Below are 24,718 nucleotides of genomic sequence, written 5' to 3'. Positions count from 1 at the left end.
GGGGGGGGGGGGGGGGGGGGCCCCCGGGGGGGGGGGGGGGGGCTCCTCGGGGGGGGGGGGGGGGGGGGCCCGCCGCGCCGGGGGGCCCCCCCCCCCCCCCCCCCGCCCCCCCCCCCCCTGCCGGGTGACGGCTCCGCCCTCAAGGCATCCGGTTCACGTTCCACAGGGGCAGTCCCCGGAAGAACTCCACGGCCTCGGCGCGCCAGTAAGGCTCCCAGGACGCGGCCTCGTCGGCGGCCGACTCCGCGTGCCGCCGGACCTCCGCCTTGAGGAGCCGGTCCACACCGGCGGCGCGGGCGATCTCCCTGATCCGGGTGAGGGTGGCGTCCGGGCAGTCGGGGTCGCCGAGCGCGGCTTCGACGAGGGCCGCGTCGGCCCCGGTCGTGGCGGCCAGGAGGGCACGGACGGCATAGGTGCGGCGGCCCGAGCGGATGTCGGCCCCGGTGGACTTCACCTCGGCCGCCGGGTCGTCGCCGAACGGGCCGAAGAGGTCGAGGAAGTCGTCGCGCATCTGCTCGACCGTGCCCACCAGCCTGGCGTACCGGTGCAGTCGGGCGCGGTGCGGCGCCGGATCCTCGCCCGCGGCCAGCAGGCCCATCGTCAGCGGCGCGAGGATCGAGTACCGGGCGCTCTTGAAGTCGGTGACGGTGTGCAGGAACTCCTCGTCGGGCAGCGCGTGGGAGTCCCGCTCCAGATCGGCGATCTGCCCGGCCACGGTCTCCGCGGCGATGCGCGTGTGCACGGCGAGCAGGGCCTGGCGGAGCTCGGCGGGAACCTCGGCCTCCAGCAGTACCTGGGTGGACAGGAAGGCGGCGAGGTCCCCGGCGAGTATCGCGAGCCCGAGGGCGGTGGCGTCCCGGCCGGGGAACTCCCGACGGTAGGCGTAGTACGTCGAGGGCCCGCCGCGGCGCAGGGGCGCGTCGTCGATGATGTCGTCGTGGACGAGCCCGTGCGTCTGGAGCAGTTCGATGCTCAGCGCGGCCTCCGCGAGCCCCGGTATCTCGTCGGTGGTGACCAGCCGGGCCGCCTCGTACAGGAGGACGACCCGCAGCCGCTTGCCGCCGCGCATCGAGAACTCCCGCAGGAGCTCCAGGCACCGGGGCACGTACCGGCTCGGCACGGGGACGTCGAAACGCTGGCCGAGGCTGTCGAAGTACTGCTCGAACCGGGCGTCGAAGCGGACCCGGTGCCCGGCGACGCGTTCCAGGGTGGCGGCGGTGACGTTGACATGCATGAAGATCAGTATCGACGACCGTCCAAGACACCCCTAGCGCCTCGCTCATGCCGAAGCGCGAGGCCCGGTCACGCCACCAGGCGCAGCCAGGCCGCCGCCAGTGCGGCGTGACCGGCCGGCGTCGGGTGTACGCCGTCCGCGGACCAGTGCTCCGGTCCGGTCGTCGCGGCGAGCCCGGCGAACATGCCGTCGGCGGCGAGCAGATGCGCGCCGTACGTGCGGGCGAGGTCGCGCACGACCTGGATCTTCGGATCCAGGTCGGTGCGCCATTGCTTTCGCTCCTTCTCCCCGATGAGCGCGGCACCGGCCTCGACGACGCCGTGGATCGGCAGGAGGAACGGCTCGATGAGGATCAGCTGCGTGCCCGCCCCGGCGAGGGGTGCGAGCAGGCGGTCGTACCCCGCTTCGAATTCCTCCACGGAAATCACGTGTCCCCTCGGGTCCAGCGTGTGCCAGCCCATGTCGTTGACCCCGACGAGGATCGACACCACGTCCGGGCGCGCGTCGAGCACGTCCTTCTGCCAGCGGGCTTCCAGGTCCATCACCTTGTGGCCCCCGATCCCGGTGTTCAGCCAGGTCACGGGCCGGTCCGGGTGCTGGAGTCCCCACTCGCCCGCGATGCGCAGCGGGTAGCCGGACCCGAGACCGTCCTCGGTCTCCAGCCGCCGGCAGTCGGTGATCGAATCGCCGGTGAACATCACGGTGCTCCCCGGCCGGAGGGTGATCGTCATGCGTGCTCCTCGGAATCGGGTGGGAAAGGAAAAGCGGGTCAGAGCTGCGCATGGCCGAACCACTGGCTGACCGGCCGCTCCAACGCCTCGCGTTCGAAGTCGCGATCGCCCGCCCAGGCGACGATGCCGTCCGGCCGGACCAGCACGGCACCCAGTCCGAGGTCGTTCCTCGCCGCCCCGGCCGCATAACGCAGCCGGCCCTCCCGGCCCGTCGCCGAACCGCGCAGGCGGCCGTCGGTGGTGAAATCCAGCACGACGCCTCGTCCGTCCTGCGTCAGGTCGCCCAGGCGAGTTCCGTCTTCGAGACGGAAGTCCGGGGCGCTGCGGCCGACCAGCGGCTGCTCGCTGCCGAGGTCGTAACGGATCGACGATCCCGCCACCCTCTCGAAGGCGTAGGTCGTTCCGCCCCGGGTTCCGAGCAGGTCGCGGATCACTCCTTGGATCGCCTGGGCGTGCGGGTCCGGCCTCATGACCGCCACCTGGGCGCGCGACCAGTCGAGCACCTGGGCACCGATCGGGTGGCGCTCGCGGGTGTAGGTGTCGAGAAGCCCGTCCGGCGCGTACCCGTGCACGGTCGCCGCGAGCTTCCATCCCAGGTTCACGGCATCCCCGATGCCCGTGTTGAGTCCCTGCCCGCCAAGGGGCGAGTGGATGTGAGCGGCGTCGCCCGCGAGCAGAACGCGTCCCCGCCGGTAACTCGTCGTCTGCATCGCCCGATCGGTGAAGCTCGAGGCGAGGCGCACGTCGCTCAGGGTCACGTCGGTGCCGGACACGCGGCGCAGAACCGCCTGGAGATGGTCGCGAGTCGGCTGCTGCGAGCGATCGAACGCGCCGCCGTCGAAGTCCATCATGCCGATGTGCCCGGCAGCCATCCGGACGTACATGCCCGTCGGCGTCAGGTTGAAGCCGGGGCTCAGCCCGTCGGGATCGGCGACGGTGCACAGCATGACGTAACCGGTGAACAGCGGCTCGGTACCGCGGAATTCGAAGCCCGCGAGCCCGCGCACCGCACTGCGTCCACCGTCACAGCCGACGAGCCAGCGCGCCGCGTACGCGTCCTCGCCGGCGTACGCGACCACGCCCTCGCCCTCCTGCGCGACGGCCGAGACCGTGACACCGCGCCTGATCTCCACGCCGAGCTTGGAAGCCTGCTCGGACAGCACCGTCTCGACCGCTCCGAGGTTCGTCAGCATGCCGTCCATCGCCGGGCTGGGAAGCCGGAACGGCAGGTCGGCCAGGTCGACCCTGGCCGGATCGAGCATCATGCCGGCGAAATGGCCCACGCCCCGAGGAGGCGACGGCGCGTCCGCGTCGGGGCCCGGGCCGCGATCGTCGTGCACGCCCGACGCCGTCAGCAGGGGCTGCAGCAACCCGCGGCGGTAGAACGCCTCAACCGACGTGGCGGACAGGCCCCGCATCCCGAGCGAGCCCGCCCGCCACGGGGAGCCGGGCTCCGGCTCCCGTTCGAGCACCAGGACGGAGCAGCCCGCGAGACCAAGCTCGCACGCAAGGAACAGACCAACCGGGCCGGCGCCCACGATCACTACGTCATGCACGAGAGTTCCCCCTTCGGAGTCCCACAGCCGGATGGGCATCCGGCAGGACTTATGGAAAGGTGCCAAACCCCACCGACATCGGACCGACAGAACCCCGACACACCGCACGCGTTCCATCGGCGCTACGTGGTGGTCGCATGATCGTCCGGACAGACACCGAAGTCCCGGGACTGGTGTGTCCCGGGACCTGGCTGAGTCACTTCGCTGACCGTCCGGTTCAACGAGCGGAGCGGCTCGGTGTTACGGCAGGACACCCCCTGGTCCGCGGCCCCGGCAGGGAGCGGCCCGGCAACCGCAGGGGAGCGGGAGGCGTCTCTGGCGTACGCTCGCTGCGGCGTCCGGAGCACCGGTGGATCGCAACTGCTGTGAACAGGGGATGAGTCGAGAATGAGCAGTACACCGCCCATGGAGCCCTTCCAGCCCTTGAGGGCCGACGACCCCGCTGTCGTGGGCGGGTACCGGCTGGCGGCGGTTCTGGGGGCGGGCGGCATGGGCAAGGTGTACCTGTCGTTCACGCCCGGCGGGCGGCCCGTCGCGCTGAAGGTGATCCGGCCCGAGTTCAGTGAGGATCCCGAGTTCCGGCGCCGCTTCCAGCGGGAAGTGCAGTCGGCCCAGCGGGTGCAGGGCCTGTACACGGCACCGGTCATCGACTTCGACACCGACGGTGCACAGCCCTGGCTCGCCACCGCCTACGTACCCGGGCCCTCGCTCGCCGACGCCGTGTCGGCGCACGGCGCGCTGCCGCTGCGCAGCGTGCTCCTGCTGACCGTGGGGGCCGCCGAAGCCCTGCACGTCATCCATGCCGCGGGCATCGTGCACCGCGACCTCAAACCCGCCAACGTCCTGCTCGCCGCCGACGGCCCGCGCGTCATCGACTTCGGTATCGCCCGCGCCGCCGACACCACGGCCCTGACCGGCACCGGCGTCAGCGTGGGCACGCCGTCCTTCATGGCGCCCGAACAGGCGGCGGGCGCTGCCGTCACGCCCGCCACCGACATCTTCGCCCTCGGCCAGATCGCGGCCTACGCGGCGATCGGGGCGCCCGCATACGGCCACGGTCCCTCCCACGCCGTGCTGTACCGGATCGTCCACGAGGACCCCGACCTCGGCCGGCTGCCCATCGAGCTGCGCCCGCTGATCGCCCGGTGCCTCAGCCGCGAGCCGGCCGGGCGACCCGCCCTGAGCGAGATCATCGAGCTGTGTCAGGGCATCTCACCCGCCCCGCTGCGGCAGGGCGGTGACTGGCTGCCGCAGACGCTGGCCGGCTCCCTCACCGCCCGCCAGCAGCTCCCGGAACCCGCCCGTACGCCGCCCCCCGCCACGCCGACTCCCACCGCGTACTCCCCGCACGTCCCGCCGCCCGGCGGAGTCGATCCCTACGCCCCGACCGGCTTCGGGCCGGCCTCCGCACCCACCCGGACCGCGCCGGCCGGCCCCGGGTTCCCGCCCACCCCGCCGCCCGGCCCCGGGTTCCCGCCCACCCCACCGCCCGTCGTCAGCGGGCAGCAGCCGTGGGGCCCGCCGCCGTCACCGCAGCGGTCCAAGGGCCGCGGCCTGATCATCGCCGGGGCGGTGGCGGCGGCGCTGATCGGACTGGTCGTCGTCAACTCGCTCCTTTCGAACGGCTCCGGCAAGGAAGGCTCCAAGCAGCCCACCGCCGGCAACTCCGCCGCATCGCCGGGCGGGAAGCGGCCGGACCCGCAACCCGCCGAGTACAAGGGCATCGACCTCACCGAGAACTACTTCGTGATGCTGGCCGACAACCCGCCGCATCCGACCGGCAAGGACGGCGCCACCGCCGGCAGCAAGGGCGACGTGTACTTCCAGCCGCGCGTGCTCAACGTGGTGGAGCGCGACGAGATCACCACGCACAACGGCAAGCTGGTGCTGCTGACCGGCGGGCAGCAGGGGTCCCTCGACACCTGCCGCTCGGAAACCCGCTACGCCAAGTCGGTCCGCCTCGACCAGCTCGGCGACGGCTCGCAGTTCTGCGTGCTGAGCGATGCCGGACACATCGCGGTGGCGACGTACCGCGGCAAGTCGGGCGGGAGCGATCCGAGCAAGTACGTCACCCTCGACCTGACGGTCTGGCGCAACGCCGAGGATCCGCAGAAGAAGGGGTGAACGACCCGCCCGGCCGACCAGCCCACTTCCGGCCGGTCTCGGATGCTGATCCGAGTTGCTCCCAGTGGGCTGACGTGGGGCCTGCGAAGTGCCACGATGATCCGTGCTTCAACAGTGTGCCGAACGGGACGCGCCGAGTGCGGTGACAGCGTGTCCCGGAGGCAGCCCTACCCCACGAAAGGGCGGACACCCCATGCGCGTCACCCCCCTCGTAGCGTCCTTAGGCAGCGACCAGGGATCGGCCGCGGACGATCCCATACGTCTCTACTACAGCCACAAGACACAGGAGATCCTGCAGAAGTACGGACCGGGCCCGCGTGTCCACTTCCATGTGGGGCTGTACCCGGAGGGCCCGCCGGACACCACCGTCCCCCAGGACGTGCTGAAGCAGCGCATGCTCGACGCGCAGGAACGGATCGTCGAGCACGCGGCCAGATCGTGGGGCGCGTACGAAGCGCCTCCCGGGCGGCTGCTGGACATCGGCTGCGGCCTGGGCGGGACGTCGCTGTACTGGGCGCAGGAGCACGGAGCATCGGTCACCAGCCTCACCGTCGCGGCGGAACACATCCCGATCGTCCGGCACTTCGCCCTGCACGCCGGGGTCGGGGAGCGGGTGAATCCGGTACTGGCGGATGTGCACGACCTGGACGAGACCTGCGCGTACGACGCCGTCTACGCCAACGAGAGCAGCGGCTACACCGACCGGACCAGACTCTTCGACGTCGTCGCCAAGGCACTGAAGCCCGGTGGATGGTTCGGGATCCAGGAGCACTTCGTGGGCCGCTCCCACTGGCGCGAGTTCATCGACGACTACTACAGAACGCGCCTGGGACTGCGCGGGGAATACCTCGCCGCGGCCGAGGCGGCCGGGTTTGAACTCGTACACGAGGAGGACGTGACGGACTCGGTGGCGGAGTTCTGGGTGCAGTCCATGGCGTGGAACACCGCCGAACTCGACCGGCTCCGCGCGGGTGCCGACGTCGAGCCCGGCGCCTGGACCGGTGAACGGCTCGAACAGTCGACGCTCGCGCACAGCAGGTTCTTCCGGCTCTGGCGTGACCACGCGGTGCAGACGCGGCTGCTGCACTTCCGGATCGGCGGCCGCCGATGACGGTGTCACAAGCACAAGCACAAGCACAAGCACAAGCACAAGCACAAGCACAAGCACAAGCACACGCACAGGCACCGGTACACGCACAGGCACCGCGCCCCTCGCGCCTCGGTGCACGCCTGCCGTCCTTCTACTGCCCCCTGGAACGCGACCTCGTCCATCCCGAGGCGAAGCAGGTGGAGGCCCTCGCGGTCGAGTGGCTGGACGCCTTCGGCATCTATCCCGACCCGGTCGAGCGCGCATGGGGTCTCGCCACCCACAGCGCCGACTTCTCCTGCCGCATCATCCCGGACGGGAACGTGGAGGCCGTCCTGCTCTTCACCGAGTGGAACTACTGGGCCAACGCCGTCGACGACTGGCAGGACTCGGGTTCCGACGAGGTGGGGACTGGTGCCGTCGTCGAACACGGCGTACGTCTCCTGCGGACCATCGAGGACCCGGGGGCGTCGGTGCTGCCCGACGGGCCGATGACCCGTGCGCTGCTGGACCTGGTGCGCCGCACCCATGCCATGCTCACGCCCTACGAGCTGCGCAGGTTCGCGGACGGGACGCGCGACTGGCTGCTCGGAGCGGCCTGGCGGGCCGCCCGGGCCGAGGCCGGGGCCATGCCGGGGCTGAACGACTTCGTCGCCATGGGGCCGTTGGCGAACGGTACGCGCTTCTCGCTCACCTGGTCCGACGTCGCACGCGGGGACCGACTGCCGGCGGAGGTGCTCTGCTCACCCGCTCTGACGGCACTGACGGATGCGGCGGGCTTCGTCGTCAGCGCGGACAACGACCTGTTCTCCTACGACAAGGACGACCACCTGGAGCCGCGGGAGGTGAATCTCGTCAACGTCCTCGCCCACCAGGAGAACTGCTCGCCCGCCGAGGCCGTGCCGCTCGCGGTGGCCCTGCGCGACCGGGTGATGGTCCTCTTCATGACGCTGCGGGCGCAGCTGGAGAACGGTCCGGACGCCGCACACGTGGAACTGCGCCGTCATCTCGCGGCGTTGGGCCACTACGTGGCCGGCTCCATCGCCTGGCAGACCCGGGCGCCGCGGTACGCGAGCCCGCGCAACCGGTACGAACTCCCCCTGCCGGAAGCCCGGTTCGCGGTCCGGTTCGCCGACGCCCCGAGCTTCTCCGGGACCGGGCCACCGGATCTGCCGGCCCTCGCTTCCTGGTGGCGGCGAGTCCGCGACTGAGCGATGCCGAGGCCCCGGCCGGTGCGGCCGGGGCCTCGGTACGGAGGGCAGCGGCTCAGCGGCGGCCGAGCAGCCGCCGCCACCAGCTGACTCCGCGGCGGCGGCGACCGGGGACCGCGGGCGCTGCCGTCGGCTGCGGCGGGATGAGCGCGTGTACGGGGTGCCCGGCCGGCTGCTCGTCCTCGGGCTGCGCGTTCGGCACGGAACGCGGGGCGAACCGTACCGGCAGGGACAGCAGGTGGCGGGACATGAGGGTGCCACGCCATTGCAGCTCGCTCGCGTCGACCGCCAGCTGGAGGTCGGGCAGCCGGTCCAGCAGGACCTCGATGCCGGTGTCCGCGATGGCGCGGCCGATGTCCTGGCCCGGGCACTCGTGCGGGCCGCTGCTGAAGGCCAGGTGGGAACGGTTGCCGTGGACGGAGGCGGCGGGATCCGGCCGGATCTGCGGGTCGGCGTTGCCCGCGGCCAGCCCGAGCAGGATCATGTCGCCGGCCTTCACCTGCTGGCCGCCGAGCAGGGTGTCACCGGTGGCCCAGCGCCCGATGATGGTGTTGATCGGCGGGTCGTCCCACAGGACCTGCTCCAGGGCGTCGGGCAGGGTCATGTGGCCTCCGGAGAGGCTGGCCCGGAAGCGCGGGTCGGTCAGTACGGTCCGCAGCGTGTTGGCGATCAGGTTGGCGGTGGTCTCGTAGGCCGCGATCAGCACGACGCGCAGGTGCATCAGTACTTCGGTGTCGCTCAGGTTCGCGGGGTGCTCGATCAGCCAGGAGGCGAGGTCGCGCGCGGGCTTGGCCTTGCGCTCCGAGACCAGCTGTTCCAGCGTGGCGGTGACGTAGCGGTCGCTCTGGAGGGCCGTCTCGGTCCCCTGGAGCATGTCGCGCGCCGCGTTGACCAGCAGCGGCCCGTGTTCGTCGGGTGCCCCGAGGAGCTGTGTCATGACCAGCATGGGGAGCTGGTCGGAGAAGGCGGACACCAGGTCGGCGTACCCCTCGGCCGCGATCTGGTCGACGAGCTGGTTCGCGAAGCGGGTCACGTAGCGGCGGATGCCGCGCTTGTCGAAGCGCTCCAGGGACTCCACCACGGCCGAGCGCAGCCGCTCGTGAACGGGCCCGTCGGTGAAGTTGCACACCGGCACCCAGGAGACCATGGGGCCGAGCGGGGTGTCGGCCGGCACCCGGCCCTCTCTCATGTCGCGCCAGCCCCGCGGGTCGCGGGCGAAGCGCGAGGACGTGCGCGCCACGTCCAGGTTCTCCCGGTGGCCGAGGACCAGCCAGGCCGGGAGGTCCCCGCTCACCAGTACGGGGGCCACCGCGCCGTGTTCGGCCCGCAGCTTCTCGTACAACGCGAGGGGATCGGCCTGGGCCTCCGCTCCGTGGAGCCGGTACAGGCCGCCCGCCGTCGCCGCCGCGTGGGCGGGGCACTCGGGCGGTGGGATGGGGCTGGTACTCACATTGCCTCCTGGGTGGCTGCCTGGGAGTGCAGGTAGCGCATGAGGGTCAGCAGGACATCGCGGGACGAGTCCCGCAGCCTGGCATCGCAGGCGAGGATCGGGACGGCGGGGGGCAGATCGAGGGCCTGGCGCAGTTCCTCCAGCGGATGCTCGGGCGCCCCGGGAAAGGAGTTGACGGCCACGACGAAGGGGACGCCCCGCTCCTCCAGCCGCCCGATGACATCGAAGCTGATCTCCAGCCGACGGGTGTCGAGGAGTACGACCGCACCGAGCGCGCCCTCGAAGAGCCCGCGCCACAGGAACCAGAAGCGCTCCTGGCCGGGTGTTCCGAACAGGTACAGGACGAGCTCTTCGTTGATGCTGATGCGGCCGAAGTCCATGGCCACGGTGGTGGTGATCTTGCGGTCCACGCCCCAGGTGTCGTCGACGCCGACGCCGGCCCTGGTCATCGTCTCCTCGGTCGTCAGCGGCTTGATCTCGCTGACCGCACCGACCATCGTGGTCTTGCCCACGCCGAACCCGCCGACGATGACGATCTTCACGGCGGCCGCGGCCGTCTGCGGGAGTATGTCCGCCGGGGGCGGCCCGGCGGGCGGGTCAGAGCTTCTGAAGTCCATCGATCACTGCCTCGATCAGAGCAAGGTCGGGTAGCTGCGCTGCGGGAACGGGCGGACGGACGTACACGCGCTGAGCGGCCATCAGGTCCCCGACCAGCACGGTGACGACGCTCACGGGCAGGCCTGCGTACGCGGCGATCTCGGCCACCGACAGCGGTGACTGGCACATCCGCAGGATGTCCGCCTGCTCGGGCTGCATCTCGGGCCGGCCGGCCCCTTTGGCCACGACCAGGGTCACGAGGTCCAGATGGACGGCCGTGGAGGGTCCGCTGCGCCCGCCGGTGATGACGTAGAGCCGTTCGGGACTGCTGTCCTCCCAGCTTGGGGGCGGCTCATTCACGCGGGGTGCCCGTCATGTCGGGGCGGGCTGCTCAGGTGGTCCCCCATTCGGGTCACCAGGTTGCGCATCTGCGCGCCCATCAGGCCCGCGTCCACGCCCTCGTCGGCGAGGACCGCGAGGTAGGAGCCGTCGCCGGCGGCCATCAGGTAGAAGAACCCGCCGTCCATCTCGATCACGACCAGGCGCATCCTGCCCTCCGAGCGGGGCAGTTCCGCGGCCACCGCTCCGGCAAGGCTCTGCAGGCCGGCACAGGCCGCCGCCAGGCGGTCGGCCGTGTCGGTCTCCGCCCCGTACTGCGCCACACAGAGCCCGTCCGCGGACAGTACGATCACGTGCCGCGTCTGCGGCACCCCCGCGGCCAGGTCCTTGAGCATCCAGTCCATGCTGCTGATTCGCTGAGTCATCACGGTTTACGCCCCCTTGGTCGCTGAACCCGACGTGCCTTCGGCGCCCGGCGCATCGTGGCCGGACAGTCCGCTGTGGAACGCCTCCAGCCACATTCCGGGGCCGCCGTCGTCCGCCGACTGAGGCTCCGTGGCCGGCCGGGCGTCGTAGGTGGTCACACGGTCTTTCCGGCGTCGCTGCGGCAGGCCGGTCGCGGTACGTGCGCCGGCCGCCGGCTGCCCGCCGGCGACGGGCGCCGGCCTGGGTGCCGGAGGCGATGGCTGCCGGGGCGCGGACACGCCCGCCGACGAGCGGTCGAAGGGGTGCTCGCGCGGTGTGGCGGCCACGGCCCTGGGCCCCGAAGAGGAGCCGATGCCGTGGGCGAGACCCGTCGCGGAGGACGCCGTGGTGATCAGGTGCTGCGGCACGATGACCACGGCGCGGACGCCGCCGTACGCGGACGAGCGCAGGGACACCTGGAACCCGTACGCCTGCGCCAGCCGGCCGACCACCGCCAGACCCAGCCGCGGCGTCTCGCCCAGGTCGTTGAGGTCGATACCGGACTGCGCCTGCGCGAGCATCTTCTCGGCCCGTGCGCGGGACTCCTCGCTCATGCTCAGGCCGCCGTCCTCGATCTCCACGGCGATGCCCGACTGCACCTCGACGGCCGTGAGGTGGACCCGGGTGTGCGGCGGCGAGTACCGGGTGGCGTTGTCCAGCAGCTCCGCCAGGGTGTGGATCAGCGGCTCCACGATCGGACCGACGACGGCGACCTCGGAGACCGAGTGGAGCTCCACCCGCTGGTAGTCGATGATCCTCGACATCGCACCGCGCATCACGCTGTACAGGGTGACGGCCCTGCTCCACTGGCGGCCGGGGCGCGCACCGCCGAGGACCGAGATCGAATCGGCGAGCCGGCCGATCAGGGCGGTGCCGTGGTCGAGCCGCAGGAGGTCGCCGAACACGTCCGGGTTGGTGCCGTGCCGGTCCTCCATCTCGCGCATCTCGTGGGCCTGCTGATGGACGATCGCCTGCACGCGCCGGGCGACGTTCACGAAGGCCCGCTGGGCGGAATCGCGAAGGCTCTCCTCGTTGTCGACCGCGTCGATGACGTGGGACAGCACGGCCTGCAGGGCGCCTCTGAAGCGCGGGGTCAGGGCCTCGTCGTCGCCCCAGCGGTTGCCGCGGCCGCCGCGCCCTCCCAGGGCGGTCAGCACGTCCTCGGCCAGCTCGCCCTTGCGCAGTCGCTCGATGGCCTCGGGCAGCACCACCTGGGACAGCCGGCCCGCCTCGGTTTCCTGCCGGGCCAGGACGTGCTGGAGTGCCGCGACCTGGGCGCGCCCGGCGGCGAGCGCGCGGCCGCGCCGCAGCGCTTCGACGAAGACCGCTGCGGTGCACACGGCGCCGACGGCGATCAGGGCGGTGTCCAGCGGCGCCGAGGAGGTGACGAGCGCCCCGGCCAGGCAGACGGCGGCCACGACCGCGATCGCGGGCAGCATCCGGCTTGCTCTTCCCTCCAGGCGGGCACTTTCGGGGGGGACATCTCTTTGCTCCATCGGCGTCCTCGAACTATCGAAAAGGGGACCTTCTGACCGGTGGGCGGGAGCATAACTAGGCCCAACTTCCCGGATGTGGGCTTTCGTTGGAGTTCATCGGACCGGAGGAACCGTTATGCGCCATCGATGGCGCCGAATTCCGGCGAGGAAAGGGGCCCGTACCCGGCGAGCGGCCTCGTAACGGCAGGTCGAAGGCGTGCCGCCCCCGTTTGCCGCCCCGGAATCCGCGTGCTCATTCCGATCGGTTCCGGCCGCATCCGTTTGACCGGCGGTGGCGCCCCGGACGCTGATGCGCTAAGAGCGCGGCCCGTGATCGCCGGGCCGCCCGCTCGTACACCGAAGGGCGGGCCGTCACCAGGGGTGACGGCCCGCCCTTCGGTACTGGGGGGAGTGGGGCGGACGGAGCCGGACCTCTCCGCGCATGCGGTCGGCGGTGCCGGCTTCCGGTGGCCGCGGCGGGCCTACCAGGCGGCGCGGCAGTTCAGGAGCCTGGTGGTGCCGACCTTGCGGTCGCAGGCGTAGGCCTTCACGTCCTTCTTGTTCTTGAAGGTCCAGCTCCGCGAGCTGTTGACCACGGCCACGTAGTTCTTCACGGGCTGCCAGGCGCCGTCCTTCCAGTCCTGGTAGGAGAGGGCCAGGACGGCCTCGTAACCGTCGCCCGCCACCTTGTCCTTGGCCGTGGCGCCCTTGAACGAGCCGGCGTAGAGCTTCTCCCCGTTCGGGATCGTGCCCGACTCGTGGTACTCGTACGTACCGCTGATCTCGGCCTTGCCGGTGCTGGAGGTCTGGTTGAAGCCGAAGGTGGCCGCACTGGCCGTGCCGGCCAGCCCGACGACGAGGGCCGAGGCGACGGCGGAGGCGCCGAGGAGCGTGCGCTTGGCGAGGTTGGTCATGGGTGTGTCTCCCTGTCTCGGGGAATCGGAGGACGAGCAGGGCCGCCGTTGCGTACTCGGGTTCCGGCGGCCGGCCCGACAGAAAGCTAGGCGAGCAGGCGGCCGCCCAGCGGCACGCACAGGGATGATTCGGATCTCCACCCGGTGCGGGTGGCGGGCGGCCGACCTGCAACTTCGGTGGTAGCGGGAGCATGCCGGCGCGGTAGGGAGCGGTCCCGCGGCGGGCCCATGGCCCAGCGGTGTGACGGCCCGTAAGCTGCGCCGATGCACGCTGGATTCGGATTCCTCGACAGACTCGGCGGAAGGCACCGGTCGCTGGTCGTCGACTCGCTGCTCGCGCTGGGGTACGTCGGCGCCGGACTGCTGCTCGGGCAGGAGCAGCCGCCGGCCGGATGGCGGCCCATGGACGAGCTGGGGGCGGTCCTGACCGCCCTCGTGGGTCTGGTCATGCCGGCCCGCCGCATCGCGCCCGTCACGGTGTTCGCCACCAGCAGTGCGCTGTGGATCCTCTTCATCGCCTGCGGGTACTGGCCGGTGGTCAACTCGATGCCCCCGCTCCTGGGCCTGTACACGGTGGCGGCGACCCGTCGCCGGCGAACGTCCTTCGGATGCGCGGGCGTGGTGGCCGGGATCTGGGTGTACGCGGGACTGAGCAACCTCGAGAACAGCTCCATGCGCACCGTCCTCGCCCAGGCGGTCCTCTTCCCCACGGTGGTCTTCGTCGTCGGACGCGGCGCGGGAGCACTCGCCGAGCGGAACCGGCAGTTCGCCGAACTGACCGTCCAACTGCGCAGGCAGCAGGAGGAGAACGCACTCCAGGCACTCACGGAGGAGCGGGTGCGCATAGCCCGGGAACTGCACGACGTGGTCGCGCACCACATGTCCGTGATCTCGCTCCAGGCGGGCATGGCCTCCTACGTGTTCCCCACGGACCCGGCGGCGAGCCGGCGGGCCCTGGACACCATCGCCGACACCAGCAGGGAGGCGCTGGAGGAGATGCGCCGCATGCTCGCACTGCTGCGCGTCGGCCAGGAAGGGCAACGGGAAGGGCGGACCGGCCCGGACGGCCCGGACGGCCCGGACGGCGCGCACGGCGCGGACGCACTGGACGACGGCTCCGCAGCCCTCGCTCCGGCCCCCGGGGTCGACCTTCTGGACAGACTGCTCGAGCGGGTGCGGGGCGCCGGGGCCGAGGTCACCATGGACGTCACCGGCACCCCCGCCCGGCTGCCGCAGGGCATGGCCCTGTGCGTCTACCGCGTGGTCCAGGAGGCGCTGACGAACGTGCTCAAGCACGCGGGCCCGACCAGGGCGGCCGTCACCCTTTGCTACGAACGCCACACCATCGTGGTGTCCGTCACGAATGAGCCCGGCGGCAAGTTCCAGCCAAACAAGGGCTTTTCACCTGGTCACGGCTTGATCGGCATGAGGGAACGCGCGACCATCTACGGCGGGTCGGTCACCGCCGGCCCCCGAGCCCTCGGCGGATTCGAGGTACGACTCACCCTTCCGGCGCCCACCACCAGCGACCGGCCGGGTGGTCTCCCGGCCCCGGGTTCCGGGGACACCCGTATCCGATGAGGACTACATTCCCCGATGCCCACGGTCCTGGTGGTCGACGATCAACTGCTCATCCGTGCCGGACTCGTGTCCCTGCTGAACGCCGCGCCGGGGCTGACCGTGGTCGGCGAGGCCCGCGACGGGGAGGAGGCCGTCCGGCAGGCGGAGGCGACCGCACCCGACGTCATCCTCATGGACCTCCGGATGCCGGGCACCGACGGCATCACCGCGACGGAACGCATCCTCGCCCAGGCGGGTGACACGGCGCCGAGGATCCTGGTGCTGACCACCTTCGACCTGGACGAATACGTCTACAACGCCCTGCGCGCCGGCGCCTGCGGGTTCCTGCTCAAGGAAACGCCACCCGAGCGGCTGGTCGCCGCCATCCACACCGTCGCCTCGGGCGACATGCTCTTCGCACCGACCGTCACCAGGCGCCTGATCGAGGCGTACCACCCGGGGCCGACGCCGCCGGAAGAGATCGCCCCGGAGTGGGACACGGTGACCGGCCGGGAACGCGACGTCCTACGGCTCGTGGCCACCGGTGCGACCAACACGGAGGTCGCCCGGCAGCTCTACATCAGCGAAGCCACCGTGAAGACCCACCTCAACCGCGCGATGGCCAAACTGGGCCTCTCCAGCCGCGCCCAGGTCGTCGTCTTCGCGTACGAGACCGCTCTCGTGACGCCGGGCGGCCCCACGAGCCTGCCGGGCCCTGCGGCCCCCCACAATGGAGGCCGGTGAGCGGGAGGGGTGCGGCATGACGGACGAGCAGGCCCCGGTGCGGGTGGAGCGGGACGGCCCCGTGTTCACGGTGGTCCTGAGCAGGCCTGGTGCACGCAACGCCGTGGACGGACCCACGGCGACGCGGCTGGCCGATGCCTTCCGGGAGTTCGAGGACGACGAGAGCGCGGCCGTCGCCGTGCTCTGGGGTGAGGGCGGCACCTTCTGCGCGGGCGCCGACCTCAAGGCCATCGGCACCGAGCGCGGCAACCGGGTCCTCGCCTCCGGTGACGGGCCCATGGGGCCGACCCGGATGCGACTCGGCAAGCCGGTGATCGCGGCCGTCGCCGGGCACGCGGTGGCCGGGGGCCTGGAGCTGGCGCTCTGGTGCGATCTGCGGGTCGCCGAGGAGGACGCCGTCTTCGGGGTGTTCTGCCGGCGTTGGGGCGTCCCGCTGATCGACGGAGGTACGGTCCGGCTGCCCCGGCTGATCGGCGAGAGCCGCGCCATGGACCTGATCCTGACGGGCCGTCCGGTCGACGCCACCGAGGCGCACACCATCGGACTCGTCAACCGGGTGGTGCCCACCGGCCGCTCGAGGGCCGCCGCGGAGGAGCTGGCCCGCGAGATCGCCGGGTTCCCCCAGCTCTGCCTGCGCCACGACCGGCTGTCCGTCCTGGAACAGCACGCTCTGCCCGAAGTGGACGCACTGGCGGGGGAGTACCGGCACGGCCTGGTGCCCCTGACCGCGGGCGAGACGCAGGCGGGCGCGGGCCGGTTCGCCTCCGGGGCGGGCCGGCACGGCGCGTTCGAATAGGCGCCGCAGCCCGGGTCGAGGCGGGCGGGCCGAGGAGGGAGCGCCCTTCCCGCCGCACGTGTGACCCGGATCACCCTCCAGGGAAAACCCGGCCTCCCCGCCGCGCGTCTAGCAGGTGTGAAACGGGTTGGGGCGGCAGCGCCGCAGGAACTGGACGAGGAGCGTCTCCTACGACGCGTGGCCCGGGGTGACCGGGCCGCCTTCGAGGAGCTCTACCGGCGTACGTCGCCGTGGCTCGCGGTGCGGTTGCACCGCCGCTGCGCCGATCAGCAGATCGTCGCCGAGGTCATGCAGGAGACGTACCTGGCGGTGTGGCGCGCGGCCGGCTCCTTCGCCGGGAGCAGCACCGGCGGAACGGCCGTCGGCTGGCTGTGGACGATCGCGGCCCGCCGCCTCGTCGACGCGTTCCGGCGCAGGGCCCACCACGCGGAACCGCCGGCCGCAGCCGCTCCGTACCCCGTGGCGCCCGCGGCCGAGGAGGAGGCGCTGGTGGCCACCGTCGGCGGTGACGTCGGCGACGCCCTGCGGCTCCTCGCGCCGGAGCTCAGGGACGTACTGCAGGCCATGGTGCTCGACGGACTGACCGTCCGGGAGACCGCCGTTCTGCTCGGACTGCCCGAGGGAACGGTCAAGACCCGCGCCCGCCGGGCCCGGATCGCGATGCGGGAGGCGCTCGCATGAACGTGGAACACGCGTCGGCACGGCTCATCGACGGGTACGCCCGCGGCGACACGGACCTCGTCGCCGACGAGGTATGGGCCCTGGAGGCCCATCTGGAGGGGTGCCGGACCTGCCGTGACCGGCTGTCGGCCGCCGTCACCGCCGGGGCGCCCGCCGTGGCGGCCCTGACCGAGGCCGTCTGGTCCGATCTCGAACACCAACTCGCCGCGGCCGTCCCGGCGCCGCCGCGCCGGATCCGGGCACGGCTGTCGGCATGGACCACGCCCGCCATGACGCCGTGGCTGGCCATGGTCCTGGCCGTCACGCTGCTCGCACTGCTGCTGGACCTGGTGGGCCCCGGCTCCGGTCAGGTGTCCCTGATGGTGCTGCTCGCCCCCGTCCTGCCCGTGTGCGGCGTCGCGGCCTCCTGGTCGCGCGGCCTGGACCCGGCGTACGAGCTGACGGCCTCCACCCCGAGGGCGGGGCTGCAGCTGGTGCTGCGGCGCACCGCCTCCGTGCTCGTGCTGGTGATCCCCACCCTGCTGGCCGGGGGATGGGCCACGGGGATCGCGGCCGCACAGTGGCTGCTGCCCTGTCTGGCCTTCACCTCGATGACCCTGGCGCTCGGCGGGCTCATCGGCGTGACCCGCGCCGCCCTCGCCCTGGTGGCCGTATGGGCCGCGGTGGTGGTGGCGCCGACCCTCGCCACCAGCCGTACGGCCGCCGCCCTGCAGGCGGACGGCCTGCCGGTGTGGGGGCTGATCCTCGCGCTCGGCGTCGGCGTCGTGATCGCCCGCAGGGGCGTGTACACCGTGCCGGAAGCCCACCGGTGAACCCCCGCGACACCCCGAGAGAAAGGAAGCGCATGATGCCCGCAGTGAGCAGGGCCGACATCGCCCCCACGCCCTACGCCTGGGAGATCCGGGCGACCGGGCTGAAGGTGAAGGTCGGCAGGAACCGGATGGCCGTCGACGGGCTGGACCTGTCACTGGGCACCGGCGTACACGGTCTCCTCGGCCCCAACGGGGCGGGCAAGACCACCCTCATCCGGGCGCTGGCCACCGTGCTGCGCCCCGCGGCGGGCGAGCTGGAGCTGCTCGGCGAATCCACGGGCGGGCTGGGCGAGCACCGCGCGCTGCGCCGCCGGATCGGCTACCTGCCGCAGGAGTTCGGCTACTACAAGCGCTTCACCGTGCGCGAGTTCGTCGAGTACATGGCATGGCTGAAGGAGGTGCCCGCGGCGGACATCCCCGCGGCGGTGCAGCGCGCCGTGGAGCGGGTCGGCCTGGCCGACCGCGCCGACGAGCGGATGAAGGCCCTGTCGGGCGGAATGGTCCGGCGGGCCGGCATCGCCCAGGCCGTCGTCAACGACCCGGCGATCCTGCTGCTCGACGAGCCGACGGTCGGCCTGGATCCGGCCCAGCGGCTGCGCTTGCGCGAACTGCTCCAGGAGCTGGGCATGGACACCTGCGTGGTCGTCTCGACCCATCTGGTGGAGGACGTGGCCGCCGCCTGCACCGACGTGGTCCTCTTCGCCGAGGGGCGGCTGGTCTTCCAGGGCACCCCGGGCGAGCTGGCCGCGGCGGGCGGCCCGGAACACGTGGGCGACAGCCCGCTGGAGCGCGGCTACTCGGCGCTGCTGGTCGACCCCGCACCGACGAAGGGCGCCTGGTGAACCTCCGTATCCTGCGCATCGAGCTGAGGCGGTCCGTCGCCCCGTGGGCCGGCGCCGTCGTCCTCGCGGCCGCGCTCGCCTTCCTGTACCTCGTTTCCGGACCGTGGTGGAAGGGCACCGCCCAGTGGACGGCCCAGTGGACCTCCATGGCCCTCTGGACCCGCTACCCGCTGATCTTCCTGTGGCCGCTCGCCGTGGGACTCGGTGCGCTGCAGGGACTGCGCGACCACCGCTCGAAGATGTCCGAACTGCTGACCAGCACCCCGCGGCCCGCACGGCACCGGGCGGCCGCCCTCGCGGGCACGACGGCCTTCACGCTGGTGTCGGCCTTCGCGCTCCTCGTCCTCCTGGGCGCGGTACGGGTGCTCGCCGCCGGCGCCCCGTACACCCACCTCGGCTGGCTGCCCATCTCGCTGGTGGGGGCGCTCGCGCTGACCGCCGGGGCCGTACTGGGCATGGGGGTCGCGCGGACCGTACCCTCCGCCCTCACCCCGCCCGCACTGGCCGTGGGCGCCTTCCTGCTCACCAACCTGCTGCGGCAGACCAGCGACGAGGCACTGCCGGCCTCCCGCGCGCCGCACCGCCTCTCGCTGCTGTCGCCGGCGGTGGCCGAGGTACGCGAATCGCTGCTCACGCTCTCCGTACCCGTGCACCTCGGGCAGACGCTCTGGCTGCTCGGCATGGCCGCGACCGGCCTCGCACTGCTGGCCGTCGCCACCCCGCGCGCCCGACTCCTCGCGCTCACCCCCCTGCTGGCGGGCGGGGCCGCCGCCCTGCTCCTGTTCCCGGCCGACCCCCGCCACACGTACGTCGTGGACCGGGCCGCGTCGGCGCAGGTGTGCGAAGGCCCGGTGTGCGTGACGAAGGCCCGGCAGGCGCGGCTGGCGGAGCTGGAGGCTCCCGGTGGGGAGGCGCTGCGCCTGCTGCGCGACGTCCTGGGCGACCGGGCGCCGGTCGCCCTGCACGAGACCACCGCCCCGCGGGCGGTCGGCGCCACCCCCGAACGGTCGCGCGACCTGCTGCTCGTCGACTTCGACGACGGGATGATCGCCAGCGCCGAGGGCGACGAACGGCTGACCCGGGCCCTGGTCGCCCAGGGCATCGCCCCTGTCTGCCGCCCCCGCAGCGACACGGAGAGCGGCACGCTGGAGGAGGCCGCCGCACAGAGCATCGGGGCCGCCTGGATCCTCGGGGAGCTCCGACCGCTCGACGGGACCATGCACGAGGCGAGCCACCAGGCCGCCGTGGCCGGCCCGGTGTGGGAGAAGTTCATGGCGCTGCCGCGGGCGGAGCAGCGGCGGCGGCTCGTGGCCATGCACGCCGCCGCGGTCTCCTGTTCGGGTGACGTGCTCGCCGCGCTGACCGACGGTGCGGCCCCATGAGGGGGCTCACGCTGTACGCGCGCTCGCGGCGGGCGCCCGCCTCGCTCGCCGTGGTACTCCTCAGCGCGGTGACGGTGTGGGCACTGGCCCGGATCGGCGGCGGGGGGACGGGGGACCCGCGGCTGTCCACGCTCGTCCTCGCCGCCGGGGCCACGGCCTGCTCGGCCGGACTCGCCGGGCAGGACCTCGCGTTGGACCGGACGGCCGCGATCAGCTGGACGCCCCGCAGGGCTGCGCACGTGCTGCTCTGCGGGGTGCTCATCGGCGCGGTGCTGCTGGCGGCACAGACGATGAGCGGGCAGCCGGCCACCCCCGCCTTCGTCGTGCGCAACAGCGCGGGGCTGATGGGACTCGTCGCACTCGGGGCGGCCTGGGGCGGGGGGCAGCTCGCGTGGCTCCTGCCGTTCGCCTGGCTGTCGTTCTCCTTCGTCGTCCCGCCCGCGACGGACGCGCCGACGCAGGTGCTGACCTGGATGCTGCTCCCGCCCGGCACGGCGGCCGCCGCCTGGACGGCCCTGGTCCTGGCGGTCGCTGGCACCACGCTCTACGCCGTCGGGGGCCCGAGGCGGTAGGCGCTGCCTTCCAAGCCGGGACTGCGGCGCCGGCGGGGTCAGCGCCGGTGGGCTCGGCGGGCCGCGCGGTCGCGCCAGTCGCAGTACACCCCCGCCGGGTCGCTCCAGCGGTTCCACGGGAGGGCGTCCACGTGGCCGTCGACCAGACGGAACTGCGCCAGCGCTCCGCAGCGGCGTACTCCCGCGGAAGCTGGCCGCGGCCGTTCGCCCCGGCCTCACCGTCAGTGCCGTCTGCACGGGCACGATGCTGCTGGCCGCCGCCGGGCTGACCCGGAACCGTCCCTGCACCACCCACCACCAGGCGCGCCCCGACCTGGAGCAGCAGGGCGGCCTGCTGAAGAACGCCCGAGTGGTGGACGACGGCGACCTGGTCACCGCGGGTGGCATCACCTCCGGACTGGACCTCGCCCTGTGGCTCGTACGCCGGGAACTCGGCGCCGACACCGCGACGGGCGTAGAGGCGATGCTGGAGTACGAGGCCCGCGGGACGGTGTGGACCCCGCCCCCGGCCCGACGGCGGTAACCGCACCTCAGAACGGGGTCAGCGGTGCAGTTGCCGCGTCCAGTCCTGGGGGACCCGGTCGGCCGGTCCCGGTGCCGGCTGGTCGTCCGGGTGGGCGGCCGGAGGTGTCAGCTCGGGGCCGGACTCGTAGAGGGCGTTGGTGTCGTAGTTCCAGAACCACTCCTCGCCCGGTTCGAAGCTCTGCACCAGCGGATGGCCGGCGGACTTCCAGTGGGCGGTGGCGTGCTGGGCGGGGGAGGAGTCGCAGCAGCCGATGTGCCCGCACTGGGCGCAGCGCCGCAGGTGGAACCACCAGCCGCCCACCGCGTCGCAGTCGGCGCAGCCGGCCGAGGCGGGCGCCGCGCTCGGCTCGATGCCGTCGATGTGGTCGGTCATACGTGCTCCTCGGTGGTCTCGCTGGTTCCGGTGTCTGTGCCGGTGTCCTTCTCCGTGCCGGATTCCGCGGCGGTGAGCGGCAGCAGCACCTGGAAACGCGTGTCGCCCGGGGCGGATTCGACCTGCAGGCTGCCGTGGTGCTTGCTGACGACGATCCGCCAGGAGATGTCGAGGCCGAGCCCCGTGCCCTCGCCGACCGGCTTGGTGGTGAAGAAGGGGTCGAAGATCCGGCTGCGGATGTCCGCCGGGATGCCGGGACCGGTGTCCCGGAACTCCACCAGCAGCCGGTCGCCCTCCCGCGCCGTGCGGACGGTCAGCGTGCCCTCGCCGCCGGTGCTTCCGATGGCGAACACGGCGTTGTCGATGAGGTTGGTCCACACCTGGTTGAGCTCCGCCGGGTAGGCGGGCACGTCCGGCAGGGAGCGGTCGTAGTCCTTGACCACCCGCACCCGGGAGCCGATCTTCCCGGACAGCATCAGCAGGGTGCTGTCGAGGAGTTCGTGGACGTCGACGGACCGGTGCGGGGCGCGGTCGAGCTGCGAGTACTGCTTGGCCGCGTCCACGAGGTGGGAGATCCGGGTGGTCGAGTCGTCGATCTCGTCCATCAACAGCTCGGTCTCGACCGTGTAGTTGAGCCAGCCGATGGCCGACGGCAGGATCTCCTCGGCCACGGTCGCCGCCACCTGATCCAGCCAGTCCGTGTCCAGTCCGGCCTGCACGAACACCGGCGCGATCCGCCAGCCCTCCTGGATGCCGTGGTCGTCGAGCCAGTCGGCGAGCTCGTCCTCCCGGTCGGAGGCCTCCAGCGGGCTGAGCGCCGTGGCCTTCGCGACCCGTTCGACGGTGCGCTCCTGGATCTCGATGAGGCCGGCGATCGTCTCGCGCGAGTACCCGCCCTGGGAGATGTGAGCCAGCTTGTGCCGCATCATGCCGACCCGTTCCCGCAGCGTCGCCGTGGCCCGGACGGCCGCCGCCGCCGGGTTGTTGAGCTCGTGGGTGAGACCGGCGGACAACGACCCCAGGGCCAGCAGCCGCTCCCGCTGCCCGATCGCCCGCTGGGTGTTCTTGGAGCCGAAGAACAGTCCCTCCAGCAGGTGCGCCGCCATCGGGAACCACTCCTGCATGATGTCCGCGAACGACTGCGCGGGCAGCACGAAGAACCGCGTCGGCTCCGTCACCCGCATCGAGTTGGTGTACGTCTGCGGCACCTGGTCGCCCAGGTACGCCTGCATGGCCCCCGCGTACACGCCGCGCTGCGAGGTGCGGCTCACCTCGACGTCGTCGCCGCCGACCCGGCGGGACAGGACGACCGTCCCCCCGATCATCACGTAGAAGCAGGTGGCCGGAGCGCCCTCGGCGTACACCGGACCCTCTTCGAAGCGCTCCACCCGCCCCTCGGTGCACAGCCGTCCGAGCTGCTCCGGGGAGAGCTTCTCGAACAGGAACAGCGAGGCGATCTCCTGCGGGCTGCACGGCATGGCCTGTCCGCTCATGACTGCTCCAGGTACCGGTGGACGAGCATCACGGCCATGGCTCCCTCTCCGACGGCGGACGCGACGCGCTTCGCGGACTGGGCGCGCGCGTCGCCCGCCACGAACACGCCGGGAATGTTGGTCTCCAGGTGGTACGGCGGCCGGTCCAGCTCCCACTCGGCCGGCGGCCGCCCGTCCGCCGTGAGGTCCGGCCCGGTCAGGATGAAGCCGTGCTCGTCGCGCAGCACCGTGCCGTCCAGCCAGTCGGTCAGCGGAGCCGCACCGATGAACACGAACATCCACTGCGCGTCGACGAGTTCGGTCGCGCCGCTGTCCGCGTCCCGCAGCGTCAGCTGCTCCAGGTGCCCCTCGCCGTGCGCCGACTCGACGACGGTCCGCGTGCGGACGGTGATGTTCGGGGTCTCCTCGATCTGCTGGATCAGGTAGTACGACATCGACGCCGCCAGGGACGCCCCGCGCACCAGCAGCGTCACCGACTTGGCGCCCCGCGCCAGGTACATCGCCGCCTGCCCGGCCGAGTTGGCGCCGCCCACGATGTACACGTCCTGCCCCTGGCAGGAAGCCGCCTCGGTGAGCGAGGAGCCGTAGTACACCCCGCAGCCGGTCAGCTGGTCGCAGCCCGGCGCCAGCAGCTGCCGGTACGACACACCGGTCGCCAGGATGACGCTGTGGGCGGCGATCGTCGAGCCGTCCGAGAAGCGGACGACACGCGCCGCACCGTTGACCTCCAGCCCCGTGACCTCGCGCGCCGTGAGGATCTCGGCGCCGAACCGGCCGGCCTGGCGGCGGGCGCGGTCGGTCAGCTGCGCACCCGACACACCGTCCGGGAAGCCGAGGTAGTTCTCGATGCGGGAGCTCTGGCCCGCCTGTCCGCCGGTTGCCGACCGCTCGATCAGTACGGTACGCAGCCCCTCGGAGGCCCCGTACACCGCCGAGCCGAGCCCGGCCGGGCCGCCGCCGATGACGACGAGGTCGTAGAAGTCGGCGGTCGGTGTCGTCGCGAGCCCCACGTGGGCGGCCAGTTCGGGCGCCTCCGGCTCGACCAGCACGGTGCAGTCGGGAGTGATCACCAAGGGCAGCCGGTGTCCGTCGGCCCCGGCCGCCTCCAGCAGGCGCCGCCCCTCGGGCTCGTCCGACGAGTACCAGCGGTACGGCACCTGGTTGCGGGCCAGGAACTCCCGTACGTGCGAGGAGCGCGCCGACCAGCGGTGGCCGACCACCTTGGTCGCGGGCACCGGCCGGTAGTCGCTGCTGCGCCAGGCCGTGAGCAGATCGTCCAGGACCGGGTAGAGCTTCTCCTCCGGCGGGTCCCAGGGCTTGAGCAGGTAGTGGTCGAGGTCGACCACGTTGATCGCGTCGATCGCCGCGTTGGTGTCGGCGTACGCGGTCAGCAGCACGCGCCGCGCGCCCGGGTACACCTGCAGGGCCTGTTCGAGGAACTCGATGCCGTTCATCTGCGGCATCCGGTAGTCGGCGAGGATCACCGCCACCAGGTCGCCCCGCAGCTTCAGCTCGCGCAGCGCCTCCATCGCGGAGTCACCGGATTCGGCGCGCACGATCCGGTACTCGGCGCCGTAGCGACGCCGCAGGTCACGGGCGATGGCCCGGGAGACTCCCGGGTCGTCGTCCACGGTCAGGATGACGGTCCGCGCTGCGTCGGCGGCCTGTGCCATACGTCTCCACCCCGAGTGCTCTGGGCGGGCGCCACGGCGAGCCGCCCGCGCCGGTTCCCGCCCATCGTATGGTCGATCCTCC

At 72.4% G+C, this 24,718-nt stretch carries 23 protein-coding genes and 1 pseudogene; 12 read left to right on the top strand and 12 right to left on the bottom strand.

Features of this window, described 5'->3' with window-relative positions:
* Positions 1-139 precede the first annotated feature (139 nt).
* From ACGFZK_RS02645 to ACGFZK_RS02635, 3 genes are all read right to left on the bottom strand, one after another.
* A complete protein-coding gene (locus ACGFZK_RS02645) occupies positions 140-1,234 on the bottom strand; it encodes a polyprenyl synthetase family protein (RefSeq protein ID WP_393846990.1) in 1,095 nt (364 codons plus the stop codon).
* 68 nt (positions 1,235-1,302) lie between these two features.
* Complete coding sequence (locus tag ACGFZK_RS02640; protein WP_393846989.1) at positions 1,303-1,965, bottom strand: GDSL-type esterase/lipase family protein; 663 nt, start codon at positions 1,963-1,965, stop codon at positions 1,303-1,305.
* Between the two features lie 38 nt (positions 1,966-2,003).
* A complete protein-coding gene (locus tag ACGFZK_RS02635; RefSeq protein ID WP_393846988.1) occupies positions 2,004-3,521 on the bottom strand; it encodes an FAD-dependent oxidoreductase in 1,518 nt (505 codons plus the stop codon).
* A 387-nt stretch (positions 3,522-3,908) separates the two neighbouring features.
* On the opposite strand from ACGFZK_RS02635, the gene ACGFZK_RS02630 reads away from it, so the two are divergent.
* The 3 genes from ACGFZK_RS02630 to ACGFZK_RS02620 all read left to right on the top strand — a co-directional run bounded on the left by ACGFZK_RS02630 (position 3,909) and on the right by ACGFZK_RS02620 (position 7,943).
* Entirely contained in the window at positions 3,909-5,645 is a 1,737-nt protein-coding gene (locus ACGFZK_RS02630; protein ID WP_393846987.1) for a serine/threonine-protein kinase, read from the top strand.
* 193 nt (positions 5,646-5,838) lie between these two features.
* Positions 5,839-6,756, top strand: a complete 918-nt coding sequence (locus ACGFZK_RS02625) for an SAM-dependent methyltransferase (RefSeq protein ID WP_393846986.1) — start codon at positions 5,839-5,841, stop codon at positions 6,754-6,756.
* A 176-nt stretch (positions 6,757-6,932) separates the two neighbouring features.
* Positions 6,933-7,943: a hypothetical protein gene (locus ACGFZK_RS02620; protein WP_393846985.1), complete on the top strand. Its 1,011-nt coding sequence runs from the start codon at positions 6,933-6,935 to the stop codon at positions 7,941-7,943.
* A 55-nt stretch (positions 7,944-7,998) separates the two neighbouring features.
* Here the strand turns inward: ACGFZK_RS02620 and ACGFZK_RS02615 are convergent, their stop codons facing one another.
* The 6 genes from ACGFZK_RS02615 to ACGFZK_RS02590 all read right to left on the bottom strand — a co-directional run bounded on the left by ACGFZK_RS02615 (position 7,999) and on the right by ACGFZK_RS02590 (position 13,183).
* On the bottom strand, positions 7,999-9,393 hold the full coding sequence (locus ACGFZK_RS02615) for a cytochrome P450 (RefSeq protein ID WP_393846984.1): 1,395 nt from the start codon (positions 9,391-9,393) through the stop codon (positions 7,999-8,001).
* Positions 9,390-10,010 (bottom strand): ATP/GTP-binding protein, encoded by a 621-nt coding sequence (locus ACGFZK_RS02610; RefSeq protein ID WP_393846983.1) that lies wholly within the window; start codon positions 10,008-10,010, stop codon positions 9,390-9,392. The genes ACGFZK_RS02615 and ACGFZK_RS02610 overlap by 4 nt, the downstream gene beginning before the upstream one ends.
* Entirely contained in the window at positions 9,991-10,350 is a 360-nt protein-coding gene (locus ACGFZK_RS02605; RefSeq protein ID WP_393846982.1) for a DUF742 domain-containing protein, read from the bottom strand. Before ACGFZK_RS02605 ends, ACGFZK_RS02610 begins: the two co-directional genes overlap by 20 nt.
* On the bottom strand, positions 10,347-10,754 hold the full coding sequence (locus ACGFZK_RS02600; protein WP_393846981.1) for a roadblock/LC7 domain-containing protein: 408 nt from the start codon (positions 10,752-10,754) through the stop codon (positions 10,347-10,349). The genes ACGFZK_RS02605 and ACGFZK_RS02600 overlap by 4 nt, the downstream gene beginning before the upstream one ends.
* 6 nt (positions 10,755-10,760) lie before the next feature.
* A complete protein-coding gene (locus ACGFZK_RS02595; RefSeq protein ID WP_393846980.1) occupies positions 10,761-12,233 on the bottom strand; it encodes a sensor histidine kinase in 1,473 nt (490 codons plus the stop codon).
* Positions 12,234-12,751: 518 nt separating this feature from the next.
* On the bottom strand, positions 12,752-13,183 hold the full coding sequence (locus tag ACGFZK_RS02590; RefSeq protein WP_393846979.1) for a hypothetical protein: 432 nt from the start codon (positions 13,181-13,183) through the stop codon (positions 12,752-12,754).
* A gap of 264 nt (positions 13,184-13,447) precedes the next feature.
* Between ACGFZK_RS02590 and ACGFZK_RS02585 the strand changes: the two genes are divergently transcribed.
* From ACGFZK_RS02585 to ACGFZK_RS02545, 9 genes and pseudogenes are all read left to right on the top strand, one after another.
* Positions 13,448-14,764, top strand: coding sequence for a sensor histidine kinase (locus ACGFZK_RS02585; RefSeq protein ID WP_393846978.1), 1,317 nt, complete (start codon positions 13,448-13,450; stop codon positions 14,762-14,764).
* A 15-nt stretch (positions 14,765-14,779) separates the two neighbouring features.
* The gene (locus tag ACGFZK_RS02580) at positions 14,780-15,487 is read left to right on the top strand and encodes a response regulator (RefSeq protein WP_393846977.1); all 708 of its coding nucleotides are present in this window, start codon (positions 14,780-14,782) and stop codon (positions 15,485-15,487) included.
* 16 nt (positions 15,488-15,503) lie between these two features.
* The gene (locus ACGFZK_RS02575; protein ID WP_393846976.1) at positions 15,504-16,283 is read left to right on the top strand and encodes a crotonase/enoyl-CoA hydratase family protein; all 780 of its coding nucleotides are present in this window, start codon (positions 15,504-15,506) and stop codon (positions 16,281-16,283) included.
* Positions 16,284-16,460: 177 nt separating this feature from the next.
* Positions 16,461-16,964, top strand: coding sequence for an RNA polymerase sigma factor (locus tag ACGFZK_RS02570; protein ID WP_393846975.1), 504 nt, complete (start codon positions 16,461-16,463; stop codon positions 16,962-16,964).
* On the top strand, positions 16,961-17,776 hold the full coding sequence (locus ACGFZK_RS02565) for a zf-HC2 domain-containing protein (protein WP_393846974.1): 816 nt from the start codon (positions 16,961-16,963) through the stop codon (positions 17,774-17,776). Before ACGFZK_RS02570 ends, ACGFZK_RS02565 begins: the two co-directional genes overlap by 4 nt.
* Before the next feature lie 32 nt (positions 17,777-17,808).
* Complete coding sequence (locus tag ACGFZK_RS02560) at positions 17,809-18,618, top strand: ATP-binding cassette domain-containing protein (protein WP_393846973.1); 810 nt, start codon at positions 17,809-17,811, stop codon at positions 18,616-18,618.
* Positions 18,615-20,000: a hypothetical protein gene (locus ACGFZK_RS02555; RefSeq protein ID WP_393846972.1), complete on the top strand. Its 1,386-nt coding sequence runs from the start codon at positions 18,615-18,617 to the stop codon at positions 19,998-20,000. Before ACGFZK_RS02560 ends, ACGFZK_RS02555 begins: the two co-directional genes overlap by 4 nt.
* Positions 19,997-20,572: a hypothetical protein gene (locus ACGFZK_RS02550; RefSeq protein WP_393846971.1), complete on the top strand. Its 576-nt coding sequence runs from the start codon at positions 19,997-19,999 to the stop codon at positions 20,570-20,572. The genes ACGFZK_RS02555 and ACGFZK_RS02550 overlap by 4 nt, the downstream gene beginning before the upstream one ends.
* Positions 20,573-20,738: 166 nt before the next feature.
* Positions 20,739-21,095, top strand: a pseudogene (locus tag ACGFZK_RS02545) (DJ-1/PfpI family protein); the annotation flags it as partial.
* Positions 21,096-21,113: 18 nt separating this feature from the next.
* Here the strand turns inward: ACGFZK_RS02545 and ACGFZK_RS02540 are convergent.
* From ACGFZK_RS02540 to ACGFZK_RS02530, 3 genes are read right to left on the bottom strand one after another with little or no spacing between them, the layout of a single operon-like run.
* Entirely contained in the window at positions 21,114-21,470 is a 357-nt protein-coding gene (locus ACGFZK_RS02540; protein ID WP_393846970.1) for a UBP-type zinc finger domain-containing protein, read from the bottom strand.
* Positions 21,467-22,963, bottom strand: a complete 1,497-nt coding sequence (locus ACGFZK_RS02535; protein ID WP_393846969.1) for an ATP-binding protein — start codon at positions 22,961-22,963, stop codon at positions 21,467-21,469. Before ACGFZK_RS02535 ends, ACGFZK_RS02540 begins: the two co-directional genes overlap by 4 nt.
* The gene (locus ACGFZK_RS02530) at positions 22,960-24,636 is read right to left on the bottom strand and encodes an FAD-dependent oxidoreductase (protein ID WP_393846968.1); all 1,677 of its coding nucleotides are present in this window, start codon (positions 24,634-24,636) and stop codon (positions 22,960-22,962) included. Before ACGFZK_RS02530 ends, ACGFZK_RS02535 begins: the two co-directional genes overlap by 4 nt.
* Positions 24,637-24,718 lie beyond the last annotated feature (82 nt).

It is taken from the genome of Streptomyces sp. NPDC048257 (assembly GCF_043201855.1).
Classification (GTDB): Bacteria; Actinomycetota; Actinomycetes; order Streptomycetales; family Streptomycetaceae; genus Streptomyces.
This window is presented reverse-complemented; position numbering and strand designations above follow the sequence as displayed.

What these genes read in the sequence shown, in the direction of transcription:
- ACGFZK_RS02645 (WP_393846990.1), bottom strand. Translation starts at nt 1,234, where the DNA reads ATGCATGTCAACGTCACCGCCGCCACCCTGGAACGCGTCGCCGGGCAC.
- ACGFZK_RS02640 (WP_393846989.1), bottom strand. Translation starts at nt 1,965, where the DNA reads ATGACGATCACCCTCCGGCCGGGGAGCACCGTGATGTTCACCGGCGAT.
- ACGFZK_RS02630 (WP_393846987.1), top strand. Translation starts at nt 3,909, where the DNA reads ATGAGCAGTACACCGCCCATGGAGCCCTTCCAGCCCTTGAGGGCCGAC.
- ACGFZK_RS02625 (WP_393846986.1), top strand. Translation starts at nt 5,839, where the DNA reads ATGCGCGTCACCCCCCTCGTAGCGTCCTTAGGCAGCGACCAGGGATCG.
- ACGFZK_RS02610 (WP_393846983.1), bottom strand. Translation starts at nt 10,010, where the DNA reads ATGGACTTCAGAAGCTCTGACCCGCCCGCCGGGCCGCCCCCGGCGGAC.
- ACGFZK_RS02600 (WP_393846981.1), bottom strand. Translation starts at nt 10,754, where the DNA reads ATGACTCAGCGAATCAGCAGCATGGACTGGATGCTCAAGGACCTGGCC.
- ACGFZK_RS02595 (WP_393846980.1), bottom strand. Translation starts at nt 12,233, where the DNA reads ATGCTGCCCGCGATCGCGGTCGTGGCCGCCGTCTGCCTGGCCGGGGCG.
- ACGFZK_RS02590 (WP_393846979.1), bottom strand. Translation starts at nt 13,183, where the DNA reads ATGACCAACCTCGCCAAGCGCACGCTCCTCGGCGCCTCCGCCGTCGCC.
- ACGFZK_RS02585 (WP_393846978.1), top strand. Translation starts at nt 13,448, where the DNA reads ATGCACGCTGGATTCGGATTCCTCGACAGACTCGGCGGAAGGCACCGG.
- ACGFZK_RS02580 (WP_393846977.1), top strand. Translation starts at nt 14,780, where the DNA reads ATGCCCACGGTCCTGGTGGTCGACGATCAACTGCTCATCCGTGCCGGA.
- ACGFZK_RS02575 (WP_393846976.1), top strand. Translation starts at nt 15,504, where the DNA reads ATGACGGACGAGCAGGCCCCGGTGCGGGTGGAGCGGGACGGCCCCGTG.
- ACGFZK_RS02565 (WP_393846974.1), top strand. Translation starts at nt 16,961, where the DNA reads ATGAACGTGGAACACGCGTCGGCACGGCTCATCGACGGGTACGCCCGC.
- ACGFZK_RS02560 (WP_393846973.1), top strand. Translation starts at nt 17,809, where the DNA reads ATGATGCCCGCAGTGAGCAGGGCCGACATCGCCCCCACGCCCTACGCC.
- ACGFZK_RS02550 (WP_393846971.1), top strand. Translation starts at nt 19,997, where the DNA reads ATGAGGGGGCTCACGCTGTACGCGCGCTCGCGGCGGGCGCCCGCCTCG.
- ACGFZK_RS02540 (WP_393846970.1), bottom strand. Translation starts at nt 21,470, where the DNA reads ATGACCGACCACATCGACGGCATCGAGCCGAGCGCGGCGCCCGCCTCG.
- ACGFZK_RS02535 (WP_393846969.1), bottom strand. Translation starts at nt 22,963, where the DNA reads ATGAGCGGACAGGCCATGCCGTGCAGCCCGCAGGAGATCGCCTCGCTG.
- ACGFZK_RS02530 (WP_393846968.1), bottom strand. Translation starts at nt 24,636, where the DNA reads ATGGCACAGGCCGCCGACGCAGCGCGGACCGTCATCCTGACCGTGGAC.